Source organism: Nonomuraea sp. B208, from assembly GCF_057536035.1.
Genome location: NZ_BAAJOU010000034.1, coordinates 249,488 through 266,659, shown reverse-complemented (window position 1 = coordinate 266,659; position 17,172 = coordinate 249,488). Strand labels below are relative to the sequence as shown.

Annotated in this window: 18 protein-coding genes; 10 read left to right on the top strand and 8 right to left on the bottom strand. The window is 70.9% G+C overall.

Translation table 11 applies throughout. The features are described from left to right. Positions 1-647 (bottom strand): RNA polymerase sigma factor (locus AC27IY_RS48475; protein ID WP_487182046.1); only part of this gene is annotated, 647 nt, incomplete at its 3' end. Between the two features lie 136 nt (positions 648-783). Here AC27IY_RS48475 and pyrE point away from each other — a divergent pair. Next, positions 784-1,317, top strand: coding sequence for an orotate phosphoribosyltransferase (gene pyrE / locus AC27IY_RS48470; protein ID WP_423477979.1), 534 nt, complete (start codon positions 784-786; stop codon positions 1,315-1,317). Between the two features lie 7 nt (positions 1,318-1,324). Here pyrE and AC27IY_RS48465 read toward each other — a convergent pair whose 3' ends face one another. Together AC27IY_RS48465 and AC27IY_RS48460 are read right to left on the bottom strand one after the other, a co-directional pair. Next, positions 1,325-1,756, bottom strand: coding sequence for a hypothetical protein (locus tag AC27IY_RS48465; protein WP_423451446.1), 432 nt, complete (start codon positions 1,754-1,756; stop codon positions 1,325-1,327). Between the two features lie 56 nt (positions 1,757-1,812). Beyond that, on the bottom strand, positions 1,813-2,514 hold the full coding sequence (locus AC27IY_RS48460) for a DedA family protein (protein ID WP_423451447.1): 702 nt from the start codon (positions 2,512-2,514) through the stop codon (positions 1,813-1,815). Between the two features lie 128 nt (positions 2,515-2,642). Between AC27IY_RS48460 and fbaA the strand changes: the two genes are divergently transcribed. The 3 genes from fbaA to AC27IY_RS48445 all read left to right on the top strand — a co-directional run bounded on the left by fbaA (position 2,643) and on the right by AC27IY_RS48445 (position 5,504). Beyond that, the gene (gene fbaA, locus AC27IY_RS48455) at positions 2,643-3,665 is read left to right on the top strand and encodes a class II fructose-bisphosphate aldolase (protein WP_423451448.1); all 1,023 of its coding nucleotides are present in this window, start codon (positions 2,643-2,645) and stop codon (positions 3,663-3,665) included. A 34-nt stretch (positions 3,666-3,699) separates the two neighbouring features. Beyond that, the gene (locus AC27IY_RS48450; RefSeq protein WP_344208571.1) at positions 3,700-4,110 is read left to right on the top strand and encodes a DUF3151 domain-containing protein; all 411 of its coding nucleotides are present in this window, start codon (positions 3,700-3,702) and stop codon (positions 4,108-4,110) included. Positions 4,111-4,220: 110 nt separating this feature from the next. Next, positions 4,221-5,504 carry an adenylosuccinate synthase gene (locus tag AC27IY_RS48445; RefSeq protein ID WP_344208573.1) on the top strand — a complete coding sequence of 428 codons (1,284 nt, stop codon included), beginning with the start codon at positions 4,221-4,223 and terminating at the stop codon, positions 5,502-5,504. A 5-nt stretch (positions 5,505-5,509) separates the two neighbouring features. On the opposite strand, the gene AC27IY_RS48440 is transcribed toward AC27IY_RS48445, so the two are convergent. Further along, the gene (locus AC27IY_RS48440) at positions 5,510-6,058 is read right to left on the bottom strand and encodes a GNAT family N-acetyltransferase (protein WP_487182045.1); all 549 of its coding nucleotides are present in this window, start codon (positions 6,056-6,058) and stop codon (positions 5,510-5,512) included. A gap of 219 nt (positions 6,059-6,277) precedes the next feature. Between AC27IY_RS48440 and AC27IY_RS48435 the strand changes: the two genes are divergently transcribed. Beyond that, a complete protein-coding gene (locus AC27IY_RS48435; RefSeq protein ID WP_364456864.1) occupies positions 6,278-7,183 on the top strand; it encodes a glycerophosphodiester phosphodiesterase family protein in 906 nt (301 codons plus the stop codon). 16 nt (positions 7,184-7,199) lie between these two features. Here the strand turns inward: AC27IY_RS48435 and corA are convergent, their stop codons facing one another. After that, the gene (gene corA / locus AC27IY_RS48430; protein ID WP_344208579.1) at positions 7,200-8,264 is read right to left on the bottom strand and encodes a magnesium/cobalt transporter CorA; all 1,065 of its coding nucleotides are present in this window, start codon (positions 8,262-8,264) and stop codon (positions 7,200-7,202) included. 415 nt (positions 8,265-8,679) lie between these two features. On the opposite strand from corA, the gene purD reads away from it, so the two are divergent. The 4 genes from purD to AC27IY_RS48410 all read left to right on the top strand — a co-directional run bounded on the left by purD (position 8,680) and on the right by AC27IY_RS48410 (position 13,562). Continuing rightward, positions 8,680-9,894: a phosphoribosylamine--glycine ligase gene (gene purD, locus AC27IY_RS48425; RefSeq protein ID WP_423477977.1), complete on the top strand. Its 1,215-nt coding sequence runs from the start codon at positions 8,680-8,682 to the stop codon at positions 9,892-9,894. After that, on the top strand, positions 9,891-10,727 hold the full coding sequence (locus AC27IY_RS48420; protein ID WP_487182044.1) for a phosphoribosylaminoimidazolesuccinocarboxamide synthase: 837 nt from the start codon (positions 9,891-9,893) through the stop codon (positions 10,725-10,727). Before purD ends, AC27IY_RS48420 begins: the two co-directional genes overlap by 4 nt. 78 nt (positions 10,728-10,805) lie before the next feature. Further along, positions 10,806-12,071 carry a UDP-N-acetylglucosamine 1-carboxyvinyltransferase gene (murA, locus tag AC27IY_RS48415; RefSeq protein WP_344208585.1) on the top strand — a complete coding sequence of 422 codons (1,266 nt, stop codon included), beginning with the start codon at positions 10,806-10,808 and terminating at the stop codon, positions 12,069-12,071. A 201-nt stretch (positions 12,072-12,272) separates the two neighbouring features. Then, positions 12,273-13,562, top strand: coding sequence for a GTP cyclohydrolase IIa (locus AC27IY_RS48410; RefSeq protein ID WP_329592708.1), 1,290 nt, complete (start codon positions 12,273-12,275; stop codon positions 13,560-13,562). A gap of 265 nt (positions 13,563-13,827) precedes the next feature. Here the strand turns inward: AC27IY_RS48410 and AC27IY_RS48405 are convergent, their stop codons facing one another. Next, a complete protein-coding gene (locus tag AC27IY_RS48405) occupies positions 13,828-14,265 on the bottom strand; it encodes a rhodanese-like domain-containing protein (protein ID WP_487182043.1) in 438 nt (145 codons plus the stop codon). A 163-nt stretch (positions 14,266-14,428) separates the two neighbouring features. Between AC27IY_RS48405 and AC27IY_RS48400 the strand changes: the two genes are divergently transcribed. After that, on the top strand, positions 14,429-15,370 hold the full coding sequence (locus tag AC27IY_RS48400; RefSeq protein WP_364456873.1) for an EamA family transporter: 942 nt from the start codon (positions 14,429-14,431) through the stop codon (positions 15,368-15,370). Here AC27IY_RS48400 and hisC read toward each other — a convergent pair. Then, on the bottom strand, positions 15,360-16,424 hold the full coding sequence (gene hisC, locus AC27IY_RS48395) for a histidinol-phosphate transaminase (protein WP_487182042.1): 1,065 nt from the start codon (positions 16,422-16,424) through the stop codon (positions 15,360-15,362). The genes AC27IY_RS48400 and hisC overlap by 11 nt on opposite strands. A gap of 23 nt (positions 16,425-16,447) precedes the next feature. Next, on the bottom strand, positions 16,448-17,128 hold the full coding sequence (locus tag AC27IY_RS48390; protein WP_364456877.1) for an NUDIX hydrolase: 681 nt from the start codon (positions 17,126-17,128) through the stop codon (positions 16,448-16,450). Positions 17,129-17,172: the final 44 nt, after the last annotated feature.

Below are 17,172 nucleotides of genomic sequence, written 5' to 3'. Positions count from 1 at the left end.
TGCTCGTCGATCACCCGGGAGTCGCGCCGCGCCAGCCCGCCCCGCACGTACGCGCCCATCCTGCCGAGCACCGGCCGGCACTCGCGCCGCGGCCGCGAGCCGAGATGCACCTGGAGGTACGCCTGCCGCAACCCCTCACGCGCCCGGTAGGCGAGGGCGGCCACGCCGTTGGCCGACAGGCCGAGCAGCGGCGCGACCGCGGCGGGCCGGCACCGTTCGACCTCGACGTGCCAGAGCACGGCCCGCCACCGCTCGGGCAGCGACAGGTAGGCGCGGGCGACGATCGACCTCTCCAGCCCGACGAGCGCGGGATCGACGAAGGGCACGCCGGGGTCGTAGTCCTCGATCTCGCCACCGGCGAGCCCGCCGCTCTCGACGCGGGAGCGGTCGTGGACGGTGCGGCGTACGACGGTCAGTAAGTAGGTGCGGAAGCTCCACTCGGGGCCTCGGCCCCGGCCCACGAGGTCGAGGACCTTGGTGAACGCCTCGGCGACGACGTCCTCGGCCTCCGTGCCGCGGACGAGCTGGCGGGCCAGCGCCCTGGCCGCGGCCGCGTGCCGCCGGTAGAGCAGACCGTAGGCGGCGGCGTCGCCCTGTGCGGACGCCCGCAGGAGATCCGCGTCGCTGCGCGGCGGTTCGACACTCATGGTGACCTCGCGGTTACGTGGCGTTGCCTCGCGCATACATTCCGCAGTCCCCCTCTTGGCTAAACCGGGAGAACCGCTTTGGGCGCGAAGCCGTACCGGCGGGGTCCGGCCTGATCAGGACCCTAAGCTTGGAGGCATGACAGACCGCGACAATCTGCTGGCCGAGATCAAGAAGAAGGCCGTCGTCCACGGCAAGGTCACGCTCTCCTCGGGCATCGAGGCCGACTGGTATCTCGACCTGCGGCGGATCACGCTCGACGGCGTGGCCGCGCCCCTCGTCGGCAAGGTGATGCTCGACCTGACCGACGACCTCGGCTACGACGCCGTGGGCGGCCTCACCCTCGGGGCCGATCCGGTGGCGGCCGCCATGCTGCACGCGGCGGCGGCGCGCGGGCGCGCGCTCGACTCGTTCGTGGTGCGCAAAGCCACCAAGCAGCACGGGCTCCAGCGGCGCATCGAGGGGCCCGACGTGGCCGGGCGGCGGGTGCTGGCCGTGGAGGACACCTCGACCACCGGCGGGTCGGTGCTGACCGCCGTGGAGGCGCTGCGCGAGGCCGGGGCCGAGGTGGTGGCCGTGGCCACGATCGTCGACCGGGGGGCGCGCGAGCGGATCGTCGGCGAGGGGCTGGACTATCGCACCGCGTACACGCTGGACGACCTGGGGCTCTGACCGGCGCTCAGCCGGAGGCGCGCACCGTGAACGCCTGCCTGGCGCCCGGCTCGCCCTGCGGGCGGGGCAGGCCGTTCTCGGTGACGCGGACGGTGCCGCCGTCGCTCACCACGACGTCCAGCTCGTCCTCGAAGTAGTTGACCTCTTCGCCCCTGCTCATCTCGCGGTGCTGGAGCACGTCGCCGCCCGGCACGCGTACGGTGACGGTGGGGCACGTCTCCGCCAGGCACTCGATGCGCACGGTCGGCACCCGCGCGTCCGGCTCGCCCACGGGGGTGGCCGGCGCGGAGACCCGCTCGCGCTCGGCCTGTGACGGCGCGCTGAGCGTGCCGATCAGCGCCCGCGCGCCGATGACCAGGAGTGTCACCAGGGCGCCCGCCGCGACAACGGCCAGCGCCATGCGGGCGAGACCCATCGGATCCGACCTGTGGCGTCCCACACAGGGAGCGTAGCGCGTGGTGTGCGGCTCTTCCGGATCTTCTCCTGCTCAGGATCTCAGAAAGGGTCGCCGACGCGGTGGTGCTTGCCGTTGGGGGCGGGCAGCCGCTTGGCCTCGCGGCGCTTCTTGACCACCTCGACGAAGATCGGGATGAGCGAGATCAGGACGATGACGAACACGCCCGGCAGGATGTACTTGTCGATCTGCTTCGGGTCGACCTGGCCGCCGAGGAAGTGGCCGAGCAGGAGCAGGCTCTCGACCCAGACGACGCCGCCGATGACGTTCCAGACGAAGAAACGCCGGGGGTGCATCTCCAGGACGCCCGCGACGGGATTCATGAACGTACGGACGATCGGCACGAACCTGGCCAGGACGACCGCCTTGGCCGGACCGAACTTCTCGAAGAACTCCTCGGCCCGGAGCACGTGCTCCCTCTTGAACAACCGCGAATCGGGTTTGTCGAACATCCTCCGCCCGAAACGCGCCCCCAGGAAATGCCCGAGCTGGGCCCCGGCGACGGCGCACAGCGGGGTGCCGACCACCAGGAGGGGGAAGGAGAGCGGCTCGATGCCCATGCCCGCCGCGACGGACGCGGAGCTGAAAATCCCCGCGGCCACCAGCAACGAGTCTCCGGGCAGGAAGAACCCGAGCAGCAGACCCGTCTCTGCGAAGATGATGGCCAGCACGCCGATCGTGGCGAAAGTGCCGAGAATGGTCAGCCACCACGTCGGGTCGAGGAGATTCAAAAGCCAGTCCACGGGCAGAGCCTACCGTCAGCGGGCATGCGTGACGTGTTCCCCGCACGGGCGTTGTCTCTACCACGCCGGGTAGTGAGCCGGAATACTGGGCCCTGGCGCACAGCCGTTACTTCTCAGGGAGATGAATCATGCCTATCGCGACTCCAGAGGTCTACGCTGAGATGCTCGACCGGGCCAAGGCCGGCGGATTCGCCTACCCGGCGATCAACGTGACCTCATCGCAGACGTTGAACGCCGCCCTGCGGGGGTTCGCCGAGGCGGAGAGCGACGGCATCGTCCAGGTCTCCACGGGCGGCGCGGAGTTCCTGTCCGGCACGACGGTCAAGGACATGGTCACGGGCGCGACCGCGCTGGCCGAGTACGCCCGCGTCGTCGCCGACAAATACCCGGTCACCGTGGCCCTGCACACCGACCACTGCCCGAAGAACAAGCTCGACGGCTTCATGCGGCCGCTGATCGACATCTCGCTGGAGCGGGTGTCGAAGGGCCTCGACCCGCTCTTCCAGTCGCACATGTGGGACGGCTCCGCCGTGCCGCTGGAGGAGAACCTGGAGATCGCCCAGGAGCTCCTCGACAAGTGCGCGCGGGCCCGGATCATCATGGAGATGGAGATCGGGGTCGTCGGCGGCGAGGAGGACGGCGTCGTCGGCGAGATCAACGAGAAGCTCTACACCACCAGTGAGGACGCGCTCGCCACCGCCGAGGCGGTCGGCGTGGGCGACCGCGGCCGCTACATGCTGGCCGCGACCTTCGGCAACGTGCACGGCGTCTACAAGCCGGGCCACGTCAAGCTGCGTCCGGGCGTGCTGAAGGAGATCCAGGAGGCGGTCGGCGCCAAGTACGGCAAGGACAAGCCCTTCGACCTGGTCTTCCACGGCGGCTCCGGCTCGACCCTGGAGGAGATCCAGGAGGCCATCTCCTACGGCGTGGTGAAGATGAACATCGACACCGACACGCAATACGCCTTCACCCGCCCGATCGCCGACCACATGTTCCGCAACTACGACGGCGTGCTCAAGGTGGACGGCGAGGTCGGCAACAAGAAGACCTACGACCCGCGCTCGTACGGCAAGGCCGCCGAGACCGGCATGGCCGCCCGCGTCGTCGAGGCGTGCCAGCACCTCAAGAGCGCTGGGACGAAGATCTCGTAGCCACGCGCCTGGCCCGGCGGGTATGACTTGTCCTATGGATAACCTTCTCGCCGGGCCGCCCCCGACTCATCTGCCGGACCTGCCCGAGGCCAGGGAAGCGCTGGAGTCCGGCGCCAAGGCCTCCGACGTGGCCGCCCGCTACCCCGCCCACCCGGCGGCGTGGGCCGCGCTGGCGGAGGAGTACTTCGCCCAGGGGCACGCGGTCACCTCCTACGCCTTCGCGCGCACCGGCTACCACCGCGGCCTCGACCAGCTCCGCCGCAACGGCTGGAAGGGACACGGGCCCATCCCCTGGGAGCACGAGCCCAACCGCGGCTTCCTCCGCTGCCTGTACGCCCTGTCGAGGGCCGCCCAGGCGATCGGCGAGAAGGACGAGGCCGAGCGCTGCCTGCAGTTCCTCAAGGACAGCACGGAAACCGGCTACGAAGCCCTGGCGAAGGGGTAGCAGCGCACAGCCCCCTTGGGACGAAAGGACACGTTCGGGTAGTCTCTCTACGCAAGAGCCCCTGTCGCGCTTGCGCCAGGGGTTTCGTTTTGTGCTCGGGAGACTGAACCATGCCGGCTGCCGTTCTCGTTGGTGCCCAGTGGGGCGATGAGGGCAAGGGCAAGGCCACCGACTTGCTCGGTGGCGACGTCGATTACGTCGTCCGCTATCAGGGGGGCAACAACGCGGGCCACACGGTCGTCATCGGCGACCAGAAGTACGCGCTGCACCTGCTGCCGACGGGCATCCTGTCGCCGGAGGTCGTCCCCGTCATCGGCAACGGCGTGGTGATCGACCCCGGCGTGCTGCTCAGCGAGATCGACGGTCTCGCCGCGCGCGGGATCTCCGCCGAGCGGCTGCTGATCTCGGCGAACGCCCACCTGATCATGCCGCACCACAAGGCCCTGGACAAGGTCACCGAGCGCTACCTCGGCAAGGCCAAGATCGGGACGACCGGGCGCGGCATCGGGCCGGCGTACGGCGACAAGATCGCCCGGATGGGCGTGCGCGTGCAGGACCTGCTCGACCCCGGCATCCTGGCCAAGAAGATCGAGGTCGCGCTGACCGAGAAGAACCAGGTGCTCACCAAGGTCTACAACCGGCGCGGCATCGAGCCGCAGGCGGTGCTGGAGGAGTACCTCGGCTACGCCGAGCGGCTCAAGCCGCACATCGCCGACACCTCGCTGGTGCTGTCGAAGGCGCTGGACGAGGACAAGTTCGTGCTGCTGGAGGGCGGGCAGGGCACGCTGCTCGACATCGACCACGGCACGTACCCGTTCGTGACGTCGTCCTCGCCGACCTCGGGCGGCGCGTGCGCGGGGGCGGGCATCCCGCCGAACCGGCTCACGAAGATCATCGGCATTCTCAAGGCGTACACCACCCGCGTCGGCTCCGGCCCGTTCCCCACGGAGCTGACCGACGAGATGGGCGACTGGCTGCGCACGACCGGCGGCGAGTACGGCGTGACCACGGGCCGCAACCGCCGCTGCGGCTGGTTCGACGCGGTCATCGCCCGCTACGCCACCCGGATCAACGGCGTCACCGACTACTTCCTCACCAAGCTGGACGTGCTGTCCGGCCTGGAGCGCATCCCGGTCTGCGTGGCCTACGAGGTGGACGGCGTCCGCCACGACGAGATCCCGATGACGCAGACCGACTTCCACCATGCCAAGCCCATTTACGAGGAGTTCCCGGGCTGGCAGGAGGACATCACCGGCGCCAAGACCTTCGCCGACCTGCCGCCGAACGCGCAGGCGTACGTGCGGACGCTGGAGGAGATGAGCGGCGCCCCGATCAGCGCCATCGGCGTGGGCCCCGGCCGCGACCAGACCTTGGTGGTCCGCCCCCTGGTCTGACCCGTTCAGTCGGTGAGGACGGCGGCCGTCATCGGGGTGTGGAGGGTCCAGCCCAGGGTTTCGTAGAGGGCCTGGCCCTCGGCGGTGGCGACGAGGACGCCGGCGCGCGCTCCGCGGCGGGCGGCGTGGGTCGCGAGCGTGCGCATGACGGTGGAGCCGAGGCCGCGGCGGCGATGGTCCGGCGCGGTCTCCACCTGGTCCACGACGGCCGTCCCGCCGGCCACGGCGAACTGGCCGCGGGCGGCGACCTCCCCGGCCGGGGTCAGCAGGCGGGCGGCCGTGACGCCGGCCCGGGTGGTGACCGCCAGGGCGTAGCCGGCCGGGGGCTCGGGCGCCGCCACGCGGGCCAGGCCGGTCAGGCGGGCGGTCATCATGTACTCGTGGTCCTTGACCAGCCAGGGTCGCGGCAGCAGCGGGGCCATCGTGTCGGCGGGGGCGCAGAGCTTGAGCCAGGTGCCCGGCGTGGTGAGGGCGGCGGTCAGGTGGCGCACGGTCTCCGGCGTGGGGTCGGCGACGATGTGGCGGGCGACGTGGCCGGGGAGTCCGACGTCCACGCGCAGGCCCCACGGTACGCGTACCGGCTCCGGGGCGTTGCGGGAGATGACCCAGCCATCAACCCATGCCCGAACTATTGGGAAATGGGCAGGTTTAAGAACCTTTGCCATAGAGAACAGCCTATTGTCCCTTGAGCAGCACCCGACCGGGCGTAGCAGGATAAAAAGGACACGGCGTGGCACTGCCTCTGGACCCCCCGCTCCAGATAGGGTCCCGGTGTGCGCGTTGAGATTCATGGTCACCGGGGCGCCCGGGGCCTGTGGCCGGAGAACACCCTGCCGGGTATGAGCCGCACGATGGAGCTCGGCGTTCACGCGCTGGAGCTCGACGTGGCGCTCACCGCCGACCGGCGTCTCGTGCTCACGCACGACCTGACGGTCTCCGCGGTGACGAGCGCCGACCGGCGCCCGCTGCGCGACGGCGACCCGCTCCACCCCTACGTCGGCAAGCCGGTCAACGCCCTCACGCTGGCCCAGCTCCACACGCTCGACGTGGGCGTACGGCTGCCGAAGCACCCCGGCGACCCGTTCGCGCTCACCCAGGTCGCCATGCCGGAGACCAGGATGCCGACGCTCGGCGCGGTGCTCGGGCTGGTCAACGCCTACGACGCCGAGAGCGTGCGGCTGCACGTCGAGCTGAAGTCCGACCCCACGAGGCCGGAGCTGACGGCCGACCCCGGGATGTTCACCGAGCTCGTGGTGGACGAGCTCGACCGGCACGGCCGGCTCGGCAACGCCGCCGTGCTCAGCTTCGACTGGCGGATCATCCGGCACGCCGCGCGCCTCGCGCCCGGAGTGCGGCGCTTCGCGCTCATCGAGCCCGACACCCTGCACTGGCACGACGACCTCGGCTCCGACGTGCCCGCCGCGGCCCGCGCGGCCGGGGCCACCACGCTCTCGCCCGAGCACGTCATGGTGGACGAGAAGCTGATGGCGCAGGCCGCCGCCGCCGAGCTCGACGTCGCCGTGTGGACGGTCAACGACGTCGCGCTCGGGGCCAGGATGCTCGACCTCGGCGTGTCGGGCATCGTGACCGACTACCCCGACCGGATGCGCGAGCTGTGGCGCGAGCGTGGGCTGGAGCTGCCGCGGCCCGTCGCCCCGCTCAAGCCGGTCGGCGTCTGAGCTTCGACGACCCTGGTCAGAGCCAGCCGTTGCGGCGGAAGCCGCGGTGCAGCAGCACGCAGGCGGTGATCATCACGGCCAGCACCGCCGGATAGCCCCACACCTGCTTGGTCTCCGGCATGAAGTCGAAGTTCATCCCGTAGATGCCCGCGATCATGGTAGGCACCGCCAGGATGGCCACCCACGAGGAGATCTTGCGCATGTCCTCGTTGGCGAGGGCGTTCGAACGCGCGAGCGCGGCCTGCAATATCGAGCTGCACAGCTCGTTGGAGGACTCCACCTGCTCGCAGACCCTCGACAGGTGGTCGCCGACGTCGCGGAAGTACTCGCGCATCTCGGCCGGGATCACCCGCCGCTGCGGCAGCGCGGACAGCGGCGCCTGCAACGGCGTGACCCCCCGCTTCATCTCCAGCATCTCCCGCTTGAGCTGGTAGATCCGGTTGATGTCGCGGGAGCTGACGTCGGCGAAGACGGTGGCCTCGACCTCTTCGAGTTCGAGCTGCATGAGGTCGGCCACCTGGAGGTACTGGTCGACGACGTGGTCGGCGATGGCGTGCAGCACGCCGGCCGGGCCGCGGTTCATCAGCTTGGGCTTGTCCTCAAGGCGCTCGCGCACGATCGTGAGCGGGCAGTGCTCGCCGTGCCGCACCGTGATCACGAAGTCGGCGCCGAGGAAGACCATGATCTCGCCGGTGGCGATGATCTCGGTGTTGTCGCTCGACTGGTCGTGGTCGAGGTAGGCGATGGTCTTGAGGACCATGAACAACGAGTCGCCGTACCGCTCGACCTTGGGGCGCTGGTGGGCCTTGACGGCGTCCTCGACGGCCAGCGGGTGCAGGCCGAACACCTCAGACAGCCACTCGACCTCGGGGGACTCGGGCTCGTGCAGGCCGACCCAGACGAAGGCGTTGGCGCCGTCGGAGTCCTTGTTGTGCTCGCGTACGAGGTCGAGCGCCTCGGCGATGCCCGTGGCGGGGACCTTCTTGCCCCGCACGTACGCGCCGAACTCGACGACGGACCGCGTCGGCGGCACACAGGGAACGGCGGCGGGCTTCACGATCGGGTGAGCGGCCCGCTGCATTGGGTAACGGTTGATTCGACGGAAAAGCGTGGACGAGCGCATGGCAGTCCCTTTCCGCCCGACATGGCGCGCTCCACGCGACGAAAAAGTCACCTCACTGGCGTGGAGGCACGATCAGGCTGCCTGATTGGAGTGGTCGGGGGCATACGGGAAGTACGTGCATGAGTGGCACGTACTGCTGGGATCACCAGGATTCATCCCGGACCACCTCCAATCGCAAGAGACGCCGCAAAGCCGCCTTAACCTACCACAGGCGGTTGAACGTAAACGACGATACCGTTCCGGCGGCACACCGCTCAGGGAGAACCGCACGAAGTTCATCGGCGTTCATCGGCGTTCATCGGCTCTTCCGGCAATCGGCGCATCCGAGACCTGCACCGGCCAGCGGTCCCCCGGGCCTGCGACAATGGAGCCCGTGCGCGTTCTAGTCATTGGATCCGGAGGGCGTGAGCACGCCCTGTGCCGTTCGCTGAAGCTCGACCCGCAGGTCACCGAGCTGCATTGTGCCCCCGGCAACGCGGGCATCGAGCAGGTCGCGACCGTCCACGCGGTCGACCCGCTCGACCCCGGGCAGGTGGCCGAGCTGGCCACGCGGCTGCGGGCCGACCTCGTCGTGGTCGGGCCCGAGGCCCCGCTCGTGGCCGGCGTCTCCGACGCGGTGCGCGAGGCGGGCATCGCCTGCTTCGGGCCCTCGCGCGACGCGGCCATGATCGAGGGCTCCAAGGCGTTCGCCAAGGAGATCATGATGGCCGCCGACGTGCCCACCGCGCGGGCCCGCACCTGCTCCAACGAGCAGGAGGCCGCCGCGGCGCTCGACGAGTTCGGCGCCCCCTACGTCGTCAAGGACGACGGGCTCGCGGCCGGCAAGGGCGTCGTGGTCACCGACGACCGCGAAAAGGCGCTGGCGCACGCGCGGGCCTGCGAGCGGGTCGTGATCGAGGAATACCTCGACGGACCCGAGGTGTCGCTGTTCGCGCTCTGCGACGGCAGCACGGCCGTGCCCCTCCAGCTCGCCCAGGACTTCAAGCGCGCCTACGACGGCGACGAGGGCCCCAACACCGGCGGCATGGGCGCCTACACGCCGCTGCCCTGGGCCCCCGAAGGGCTGACCGACCAGGTCATGCGGGAGATCGTGCACCCCACGATGGCCGAGCTGTCCCGGCGCGGGCTGCCCTACCAGGGGGTCCTCTACGTCGGGCTGGCCCTGACGGCGAAGGGGCCGAAGGTCGTCGAGTTCAACGCGCGCTTCGGCGACCCCGAGACCGAGGTCCTGCTCGACCGGCTGGAGACGCCGCTCGGCGGGCTGCTCATGGCCTGCGCCACCGGCGAGCTGGGGCTCGACCCGGTGTTCAGGCCGGGCGCGGCCGTCACCGTGGTGATCGCGGCCGAGGGCTACCCCGAGGCGCCGGTCAAGGGCGACCCGATCACCGGGCTCGCCGACACCGAGCACGCTTATGTCCTGCACTCCGGCACCACGCGCGAGGGCGGCGAGGTCCGCTCCGCGGGCGGTCGCGTGCTGGCCGTGGTCGGCAACGGCCCCGACCAGGAGAGCGCCCGCGCCAACGCCTACGACCTGGTGGCCCGCATCGGGCTGCGCGGCTCCCACCACAGGACGGACATCGCCCGATGAAGCACGTGCACTCCGGCAAGGTACGCGACCTCTACGAGACCGACGACGGCCTGCTGCTCATGGTGGCCTCCGACCGGATCTCCGCCTTCGATTACGTGCTGCAGCCCGACATCCCCGACAAGGGGGCCATTCTCACGCAGCTCTCGCTGTGGTGGTTCGACCAGCTCAAGGACATCGTGCCCAACCACGTGGTGGCGCCCGGCGACGAGGCGCGCGGCGTGCTGTGCCGGCCGCTGCGGATGGTGCAGGTCGAGTGCGTGGCGCGCGGCTACCTCGCGGGCGGCGGGCTGAACGAATACCGCGCGAGCGGCGCGGTCTCCGGCGTGCCGCTGCCCGAGGGGCTGGAGGACGGCTCGCGGCTGCCCGAGCCGATCTTCACGCCGTCCACCAAGGCGCCGCAGGGCGAGCACGACGAGCCGATCCCGTACGAGCGGGTGGTGGCGGAGATCGGCGCGGAGACCGCCGAGGAGCTGCGCAGGATCACGCTGGCCGTCTACACGCGCGGCGCGCAGATCGCCGCCGAGCGCGGCATCATCCTCGCCGACACCAAGATCGAGCTGGGCTGGGACGCCGACGGCGTGCTGACGCTGGGCGACGAGGTGCTGACGCCCGACTCCTCACGGTTCTGGCCGGCCGACGAGTGGCGGCCGGGCCGGTCCCAGCCGTCTTTTGACAAGCAATATGTACGCGACTGGCTACTTTCGCCCGAATCCGGATGGGACAAATCCTCCGGAAACCCCCCACCTCGTCTTCCGGACCATGTCGTCGAGCGCACCCGGCAGCGATACCTAGAAGCATATGAGCGGCTCACGGGGGCTCCCTTTAGCGGATGATTCGGCTGGGTCATCTGGTGCGAGCGACTACTGTTGGCCCGATCGACCCTTCCCCGTGATTTCAAGGAGCCGCACGAAATGGTCCGTTACCGCGTGCGCGGTGGCAACGCACTGCGTGGAACCGCGTTCATCCAGGGCGCGAAGAACGCCGTGCTACCCATGATCGGTGCGGCCCTGCTCGCCGCCACGGGGCGCACCGTCCTGCGCAACGTGCCGATCATCGAGGACGTCCGGCGCGCGGTCGAGCTGGCCGAGGCCGTGGGCGCCTACGTCGAGCTGCACGAGTCCGAGCGCACGCTGGTCATCGACGCCTCCAGGGTGAGCAGCCCCGTGCTGCCCGCCGAGATCGCGCGGCGCTTCCGCGGCTCGGTGCTGTTCACCCCCGCGCTGCTGCACCGCCTCGGCGAGGCGATCGTCGAGGGGGTCGGCGGCTGCAACCTCGGCAGCCGCAACCTCGACTTCCACTACCTCGGCTACAAGCGCCTCGGCGCGATCGTGGACGAGGAGGAGACCGTCATCCACGTCAAGGCCAGCGGCCTGACCGGCGCGACGCTCTACCTCGACACCCCGTCCCACACCGGCACCGAGAACCTCATCATGGCCGCCTGCCTGGCCAAGGGCACGACCGTGATCGAGAACGCCGCGCTGGAGCCCGAGGTGCTCGACGTCATCGACATGCTCACCAAGATGGGCGCGCGCATCAGCGGCGGCGGCACCGGGTTCATCACCGTCGAGGGCGTGGAGGAGCTGCACGCGGTCGAGCACACCGTGATGCCCGACCGGCTCGACGCCGGCGTCTTCGCGATGGCCGCGGCGATCACCGGGGGCGAGCTCAACCTCGTCGGCACCGGCCTCGACCTCGGCGTCGTGCGCTACAAGCTGGAGCAGATGGGCGTCGAGTTCGCCCGCCAGGGCGCGGTGCTGCACGTGCGCTGCGAGGGCCCGCTGCGCCCGATCAACATCATCACCGACACCTATCCCGGTTTCGCCACTGACCTCCAGTCGCCGATGATGACGGTCGCGGCCCTGGCCGAGGGCACCAGCTACATCCACGAGCGCATCTTCGACGGCCGCTTCGCGCTGGCCGGCGAGCTCAACAAGATGGGCGCCAACGTCGAGGTGGACGGCAGCCGCGCGGTGGTGCGCGGGCGCACCCCGCTGACCGGCGCCCAGGTGACCGCGCACGACCTGCGCTCCGGGATCGCGCTGGTGCTCGCCGGCCTCGCGGCCGAGGGCGAGACCGTCATCGACTCGGGTTACCTCATCGACCGCGGCCACGCGCATCTCGCCGCGCGAATGCGCGCGCTCGGCGCGGACATTACACGAGAGATTTCCGAACGCTAAAAAACGGCGGAAAAACCTCGCTGAGCTGCTAGGACATACTGCCGGGCGGTCAACCAGAACGGCTTTCCGGAAAAGTCGGGCGTGACATTACGGCCCCCGCGAGCGATCGTTCCAAAAGAGAGCATTGCAACGGACGGCAGGATGGGACGAACATTGGTCGAGAGGGCCGAAGAAACTCCCCGAGTGTCACGCCCGGGCGCCATGACCCCGGACCTCACCATCGGCGTGGTCGGACCCCACGACCTGGTCGAGCGGGTCATGCTGATGGGTCACGCCGCTGCACCGCTGCCGTGTCGCCTTGTCGCCGCCGCTTATCGCGACGAGCAGGAGGCGCCCGACAAGGTGACGCGGCTGGGTCCAGGTGTCGACGCGTGTCTGTTCGCCAGCCCGGTCCCCTATGACCTGGCGCGGCGTTCCGGCGTGTTGACGATGCCCGCGACCTACGTACAACTCGGCGGAGCGGCATTGGTGGCGGCGCTGGCGAAGGCGGCGCTGGACACTCGGATCGACCCCCAGAGGGTCAGCATCGACGTGATAAGCCGGGCGGACGTCGAGGAGGCGTACACCGACCTCGGCATCCCGGCCACGGACGTGCACAGCCGCGACGAGCCGGGAGCGACCGGCACGATCGCGGCCTACCACGAACGCCTGGCCCGCCAGGGGGTCACCACGGGGGCGCTCACCTGCCTCCCCGCGGTGGCCGAACGCCTCAACGCGGCGGGGGTGCCGGCCATCAGGATCCGGCCCACCTCGGCGGCGGTGCGCACGGCGCTGCACACGGCGGCGCTGCTCGGCGCGCACCACCGGCTGGAGGAGTCGCAGCTCACCGTGGTGCTGGTGGAGGTGCCGACGCTGCGCGAACCCGTGCGCCGCGCCGCGCCCCGCTACTGGCGCGACGAGCTGCGGCTGTCGCTGCACCGGCTGCTGGTCCAGGAGGCGAACCGGATCAACGCCACCGTCTGGCCGATCGACGATCACAGCTACCTGGTCACCGCGACCAGGGGCTCGATCGCGGCGGCCACCGACGGGTTCCGGGTGTTGCCGTTCGCCGCCAGGATCCGCGACGAGCTGGGGCTGGCGGTCGAGGTGGGCGTGGGCATGGGGCGCACGACGCACGACGCGGAGTCGCACGCGCGGGCCGCGCTGGCCCGCACCCAGGCGGGCAAGCAGGCACAGGGCTTCGCCGTGGACCGCGAGGGGCGGGCGCTCATCCCGGCCCCGCGGATGCCACCGGCCGGGGCCACCGCGCTGAAGCCGAAGGGCGTGGAGGTGCTGGCCAGGCTGGCGGCGAAGCTGGAGGGCGGCGACACGGTGGTGGACGCGGAAGGAGCGGGCAAGATGCTGGGGGTCACCCCCCGGACGGCCCGGCGGTTGCTGCGCACGTTGGTTGACGAGGGACTCGCGTGGCCGCTACCGCCCAACCGCACCCCGCAGCCGGGCCGCCCCCGGCAGCTCTACCGGCTGATCGTGGAGAAGCTGGGCCCGAGGTGACCCGCTCCGGCGGGGTCGGTCCTGCACTGGGCAAGGGGTCGTGGTGACCGGCGTTTTGACCGACGCTGTCACCTTTGCGCACCTGCGTATTGACTCTTGCCGAGTTGTTGGTTGACCCGGCCGGATCCGGGTATGTTCTCGGACGCCCCCGATCGACACGATTCGGACGGGGGCGCCAACTTTTTCGGCCACCGGCCGCCAGAAGGCCGCTGCGCGGCGCTGTAGTGGCGCTGCGCAGCGACGCCGGGCCCGTGACGGGTTCCGGTCAGCAGCCGCAGGCGACGGCCTCCACCGGTGCCGTGAGCGCGTCGACCGGCCGGCGGCTGACGCCGGAGGCGGTCTCGACCGCGAAGCCCTCCCGCGCCCAATACTCGAAGCCGCCGATCATCTCCTTGACCTGATAGCCGAGCCGGGCGAACTCCAGGGCGGCGCGGGTCGCGCCGTTGCAGCCCGGCCCCCAGCAGTAGGTGACCACCCGGGCGTCCGGCGGCACGAGCCCGGCGGCCCGCGCGGCGATCTCGCGGGTGGGCAGGTGGACCGCACCCGGCAGGTGCCCCTGGTCCCAGCTCTCCCGGCTGCGGGAGTCGACGACCACGAGGCCGGGCAGGCCGGCGGCGAGGTCGGCGGCGACGTCGGAGACGTCGGTCTCGAACGTCAGGCGGGCGGCGAAGTGGGCGACGGCCTTGGCGTTTGCGGCGGACATGGGACTCCTCCCGGTACGGACTTCCGGACGCCGCGATCCTGGCAGTCCGTACAGGGCCCCCGACAGTGGCACGAATGCCCACTATCGCTCATATTTCGCCACCCGTCCCACAGTCCGATACCCGCGAGCGTTCTGTCGCACCCGCCCGGTAAAGTCATGAGCCATGACTGGCAACGCTGCTGACACCCCCCGCCCGCTGATGGTCTGGGGCGCGTTGGCCATCGTCTACGTGGTGTGGGGCTCGACCTACCTCGGCATCAAGTTCGCCATCGAGACCATGCCCCCGATGCTCAGCGGCTCACTCCGGTTCGTCGTGGCCGCGCTCCTGCTCGGCGCCTTCCTCCTGGTCAAGAACGGCACCGCGCCCTTCCGCATGTCGGGCCGCCAGCTCGGCGGGGCCGCGCTGGTCGGGCTGCTGCTGCTGACCGGCGGCAACGGCATGGTGGCCGTGGCCGAGCAGCACATCTCCACCGGCCTCGCCGCGCTGCTCGTCGCGTCGGTGCCGCTCTGGCTGGTGGTGTTCCGCATCGCGGCCCGCGACCGGCCCGCGCTGCTCACGCTGCTGGGCGTGCTGGTCGGCTTCGGCGGGGTCGCCGCGCTGTCGCTCAGCGGCGGCGGCGAGACGGCGAGCACCACCGGGATCGTGGTGATCCTGGTGGCCTCGCTGTCGTGGTCGATCGGGTCGTTCCTGTCGGCGCGCATCCCGATGCCGCCCAACGTGTGGGCGGCCAGCGCGGTCGAGATGGCGGCGGGCGGCCTCGGCCTGCTGGTGACCGGGCTGTCGTTCGGCGAGCGGCTCGACGTGGCGGCCGTCTCCGGGCGCTCGTGGGGCGGCCTCGTCTACCTGATCCTGGTGGGCTCGCTGGTGGGCTTCACCGCCTACACCTGGCTGCTCGGCAACGCGCCCATCTCGCTGGTGTCCACCTACGCCTACGTCAACCCGGCCGTCGCGGTCGTGCTCGGCGTGCTCGTGGTCAACGAGGTGGCCACGCCGCAGATGATCGCCGGTGGCGCGGTCATCCTGGTGGGCGTCGCCCTGGTGGTCTCCACCGAGCGACGCGCCAAGGTCAGGACGGCGGCCGCCGCCGAAGAGGTCAAGGTCTAGCGGGGAAGCTCTCCGCGGCGGCCAGGAAGGCGTCGTTCGCCTCGGGGTCGGCGATCGTCACCCGGCAGCCCTCCGGGTGGAACGGCCGCACCGCGACGCCCTCGGCCGCGCAGGCCGCGGCGAAGTCGGCGGTGCGCTCGCCGAGCCGCAGCCAGACGAAGTTGGCCTCGGAGTGCGGCACCGTCCAGCCCTGCGCGGCCAGCGCCTCGCTCACCCTGGTGCGCTCCTTGACCACCCGCTCGACCCGCTCCAGCAGCTCGTCCTCGGCCTGGAGCGAGGCCACGGCGGCGAGCTGGGCGAGGCTGTTGACGGCGAACGGCACGGTGGTCTTGCGCACCGCCGACGCCACCGGCTCGTGCCCGATGAGGTAGCCGACCCGCAGGCCCGCCAGCCCGTACGCCTTGGAGAACGTGCGCAGCACGCACACGTTGGGCCGGTCGCGGTAGAGCTCGACGCCGTCGGGGACGTCCTCGTCGCGGACGTACTCGCGGTAGGCCTCGTCCAGCACCACCAGCACGTCCTCGGGCACCCGGTCGAGGAAGGCCGTCAGCTCGCGGCGGCGGATCGCGGTGCCGGTCGGGTTGTTGGGGTTGCAGACGAAGATCAGGCTCGTCCGGTCGGTCACGGCCTCGGCCATGGCGTCGAGGTCGTGGTCCTCGCCCGCGAGCGGCACGCGTACGGACGTCACCCCGGCGAGGTCGGCCAGCAGCGGGTAGGCCTCGAACGAGCGCCAGGCGTAGACGACCTCCGCGCCGGGCTCGCCCACCGCCTCCAGAAGCTGCTGCGCCACTGTCACCGAGCCGGGCCCGGTGGCCACGTGCTCGGCCGGCACGCCGTAGCGCGCCGCGATCGCCTCGGTGAGCGCGACCGCGCCGGCGTCGGGATAGCGGTGGATCTGCCGCGCGCCCTCGGCGACCGCCTCCACCACGGACGGCAGCGGGTCGTAGGGCGACTCGTTGGAGGAGAGCTTGTAGGACCGCCCGTCGGGTGCGGCGACCGCCTTGCCCGGTTTGTACGGGGCCATGCTGTCCAGGATCTGGCGGAAACGAGGCATGCCCCTACCTTAGTTCCTGGCCTTCAGTTCCTGGCCGGCTCGTCCTTCAGCGAGCGCAGCATCGGGGGGTGCAGCAGCTCGGCCGGCCCGCGCCGGTAGAGCTTGGCCGGCCGGCCGCCGTCACGGGTGGTGGTGCCGCCGGTCTCGACGAGGAAGCCCTCGGCCTTGGTGACCTTGCGGTGGAAGTTGCGCGGGTCGAGCGTCCGGCCCCAGACGATCTCGTAGACCCGCCGCAGGTCCGCCACCGTGAACTCCGGCGCGCAGAAGGCCGCGCCCAGCGAGGTGTACTCCAGCTTGGCGCGGGCCCGCTCGACGCCGTCGAGCATGATGCGGCGGTGGTCGAAGGCCATGACCGTGAGCGCGTCGACCGGCTGCCAGCTCATGTGGGCCTGCTCCGAGGCGGGCAGGTCGGGGGCGAGGCCGAGGTAGGCGACGCTCAGCACGCGCTGGCGCGGGTCGCGGTCGGGGTAGCCGTAGGTCTGGAGCTGCTCCAGGTGCACCGGCGCGCCGGGCAGGCCGGCCCGCTCGGCCAGGATGCGCCTGGCGGCGTCGGGAAGGTCCTCGTCGAGCTGGATGAAACCGCCCGACAACGACCAGCGCCGCAGGAACGGCGGGTTGTCGCGGCGCCACACCAGGGCGCTCAGGGCGTTGTTGCGCACGGTGAGCACCACCAGGTCGACGCTGACCGGCACGCTCGGGACCATGAACGGCACGTTACACGCACCGGCGAGCGGGCCGCGAACGCCGC

Coding starts and splice junctions, on each gene's coding strand:
- pyrE (WP_423477979.1), top strand. CDS start 784: ATGACAGACCGCGACAATCTGCTGGCCGAGATCAAGAAGAAGGCCGTC.
- fbaA (WP_423451448.1), top strand. CDS start 2,643: ATGCCTATCGCGACTCCAGAGGTCTACGCTGAGATGCTCGACCGGGCC.
- AC27IY_RS48450 (WP_344208571.1), top strand. CDS start 3,700: ATGGATAACCTTCTCGCCGGGCCGCCCCCGACTCATCTGCCGGACCTG.
- AC27IY_RS48445 (WP_344208573.1), top strand. CDS start 4,221: ATGCCGGCTGCCGTTCTCGTTGGTGCCCAGTGGGGCGATGAGGGCAAG.
- corA (WP_344208579.1), bottom strand. CDS start 8,264: ATGCAGCGGGCCGCTCACCCGATCGTGAAGCCCGCCGCCGTTCCCTGT.
- AC27IY_RS48420 (WP_487182044.1), top strand. CDS start 9,891: ATGAAGCACGTGCACTCCGGCAAGGTACGCGACCTCTACGAGACCGAC.
- murA (WP_344208585.1), top strand. CDS start 10,806: ATGGTCCGTTACCGCGTGCGCGGTGGCAACGCACTGCGTGGAACCGCG.
- AC27IY_RS48410 (WP_329592708.1), top strand. CDS start 12,273: ATGACCCCGGACCTCACCATCGGCGTGGTCGGACCCCACGACCTGGTC.
- AC27IY_RS48405 (WP_487182043.1), bottom strand. CDS start 14,265: ATGTCCGCCGCAAACGCCAAGGCCGTCGCCCACTTCGCCGCCCGCCTG.
- AC27IY_RS48400 (WP_364456873.1), top strand. CDS start 14,429: ATGACTGGCAACGCTGCTGACACCCCCCGCCCGCTGATGGTCTGGGGC.
- hisC (WP_487182042.1), bottom strand. CDS start 16,424: ATGCCTCGTTTCCGCCAGATCCTGGACAGCATGGCCCCGTACAAACCG.
- AC27IY_RS48390 (WP_364456877.1), bottom strand. CDS start 17,128: ATGGTCCCGAGCGTGCCGGTCAGCGTCGACCTGGTGGTGCTCACCGTG.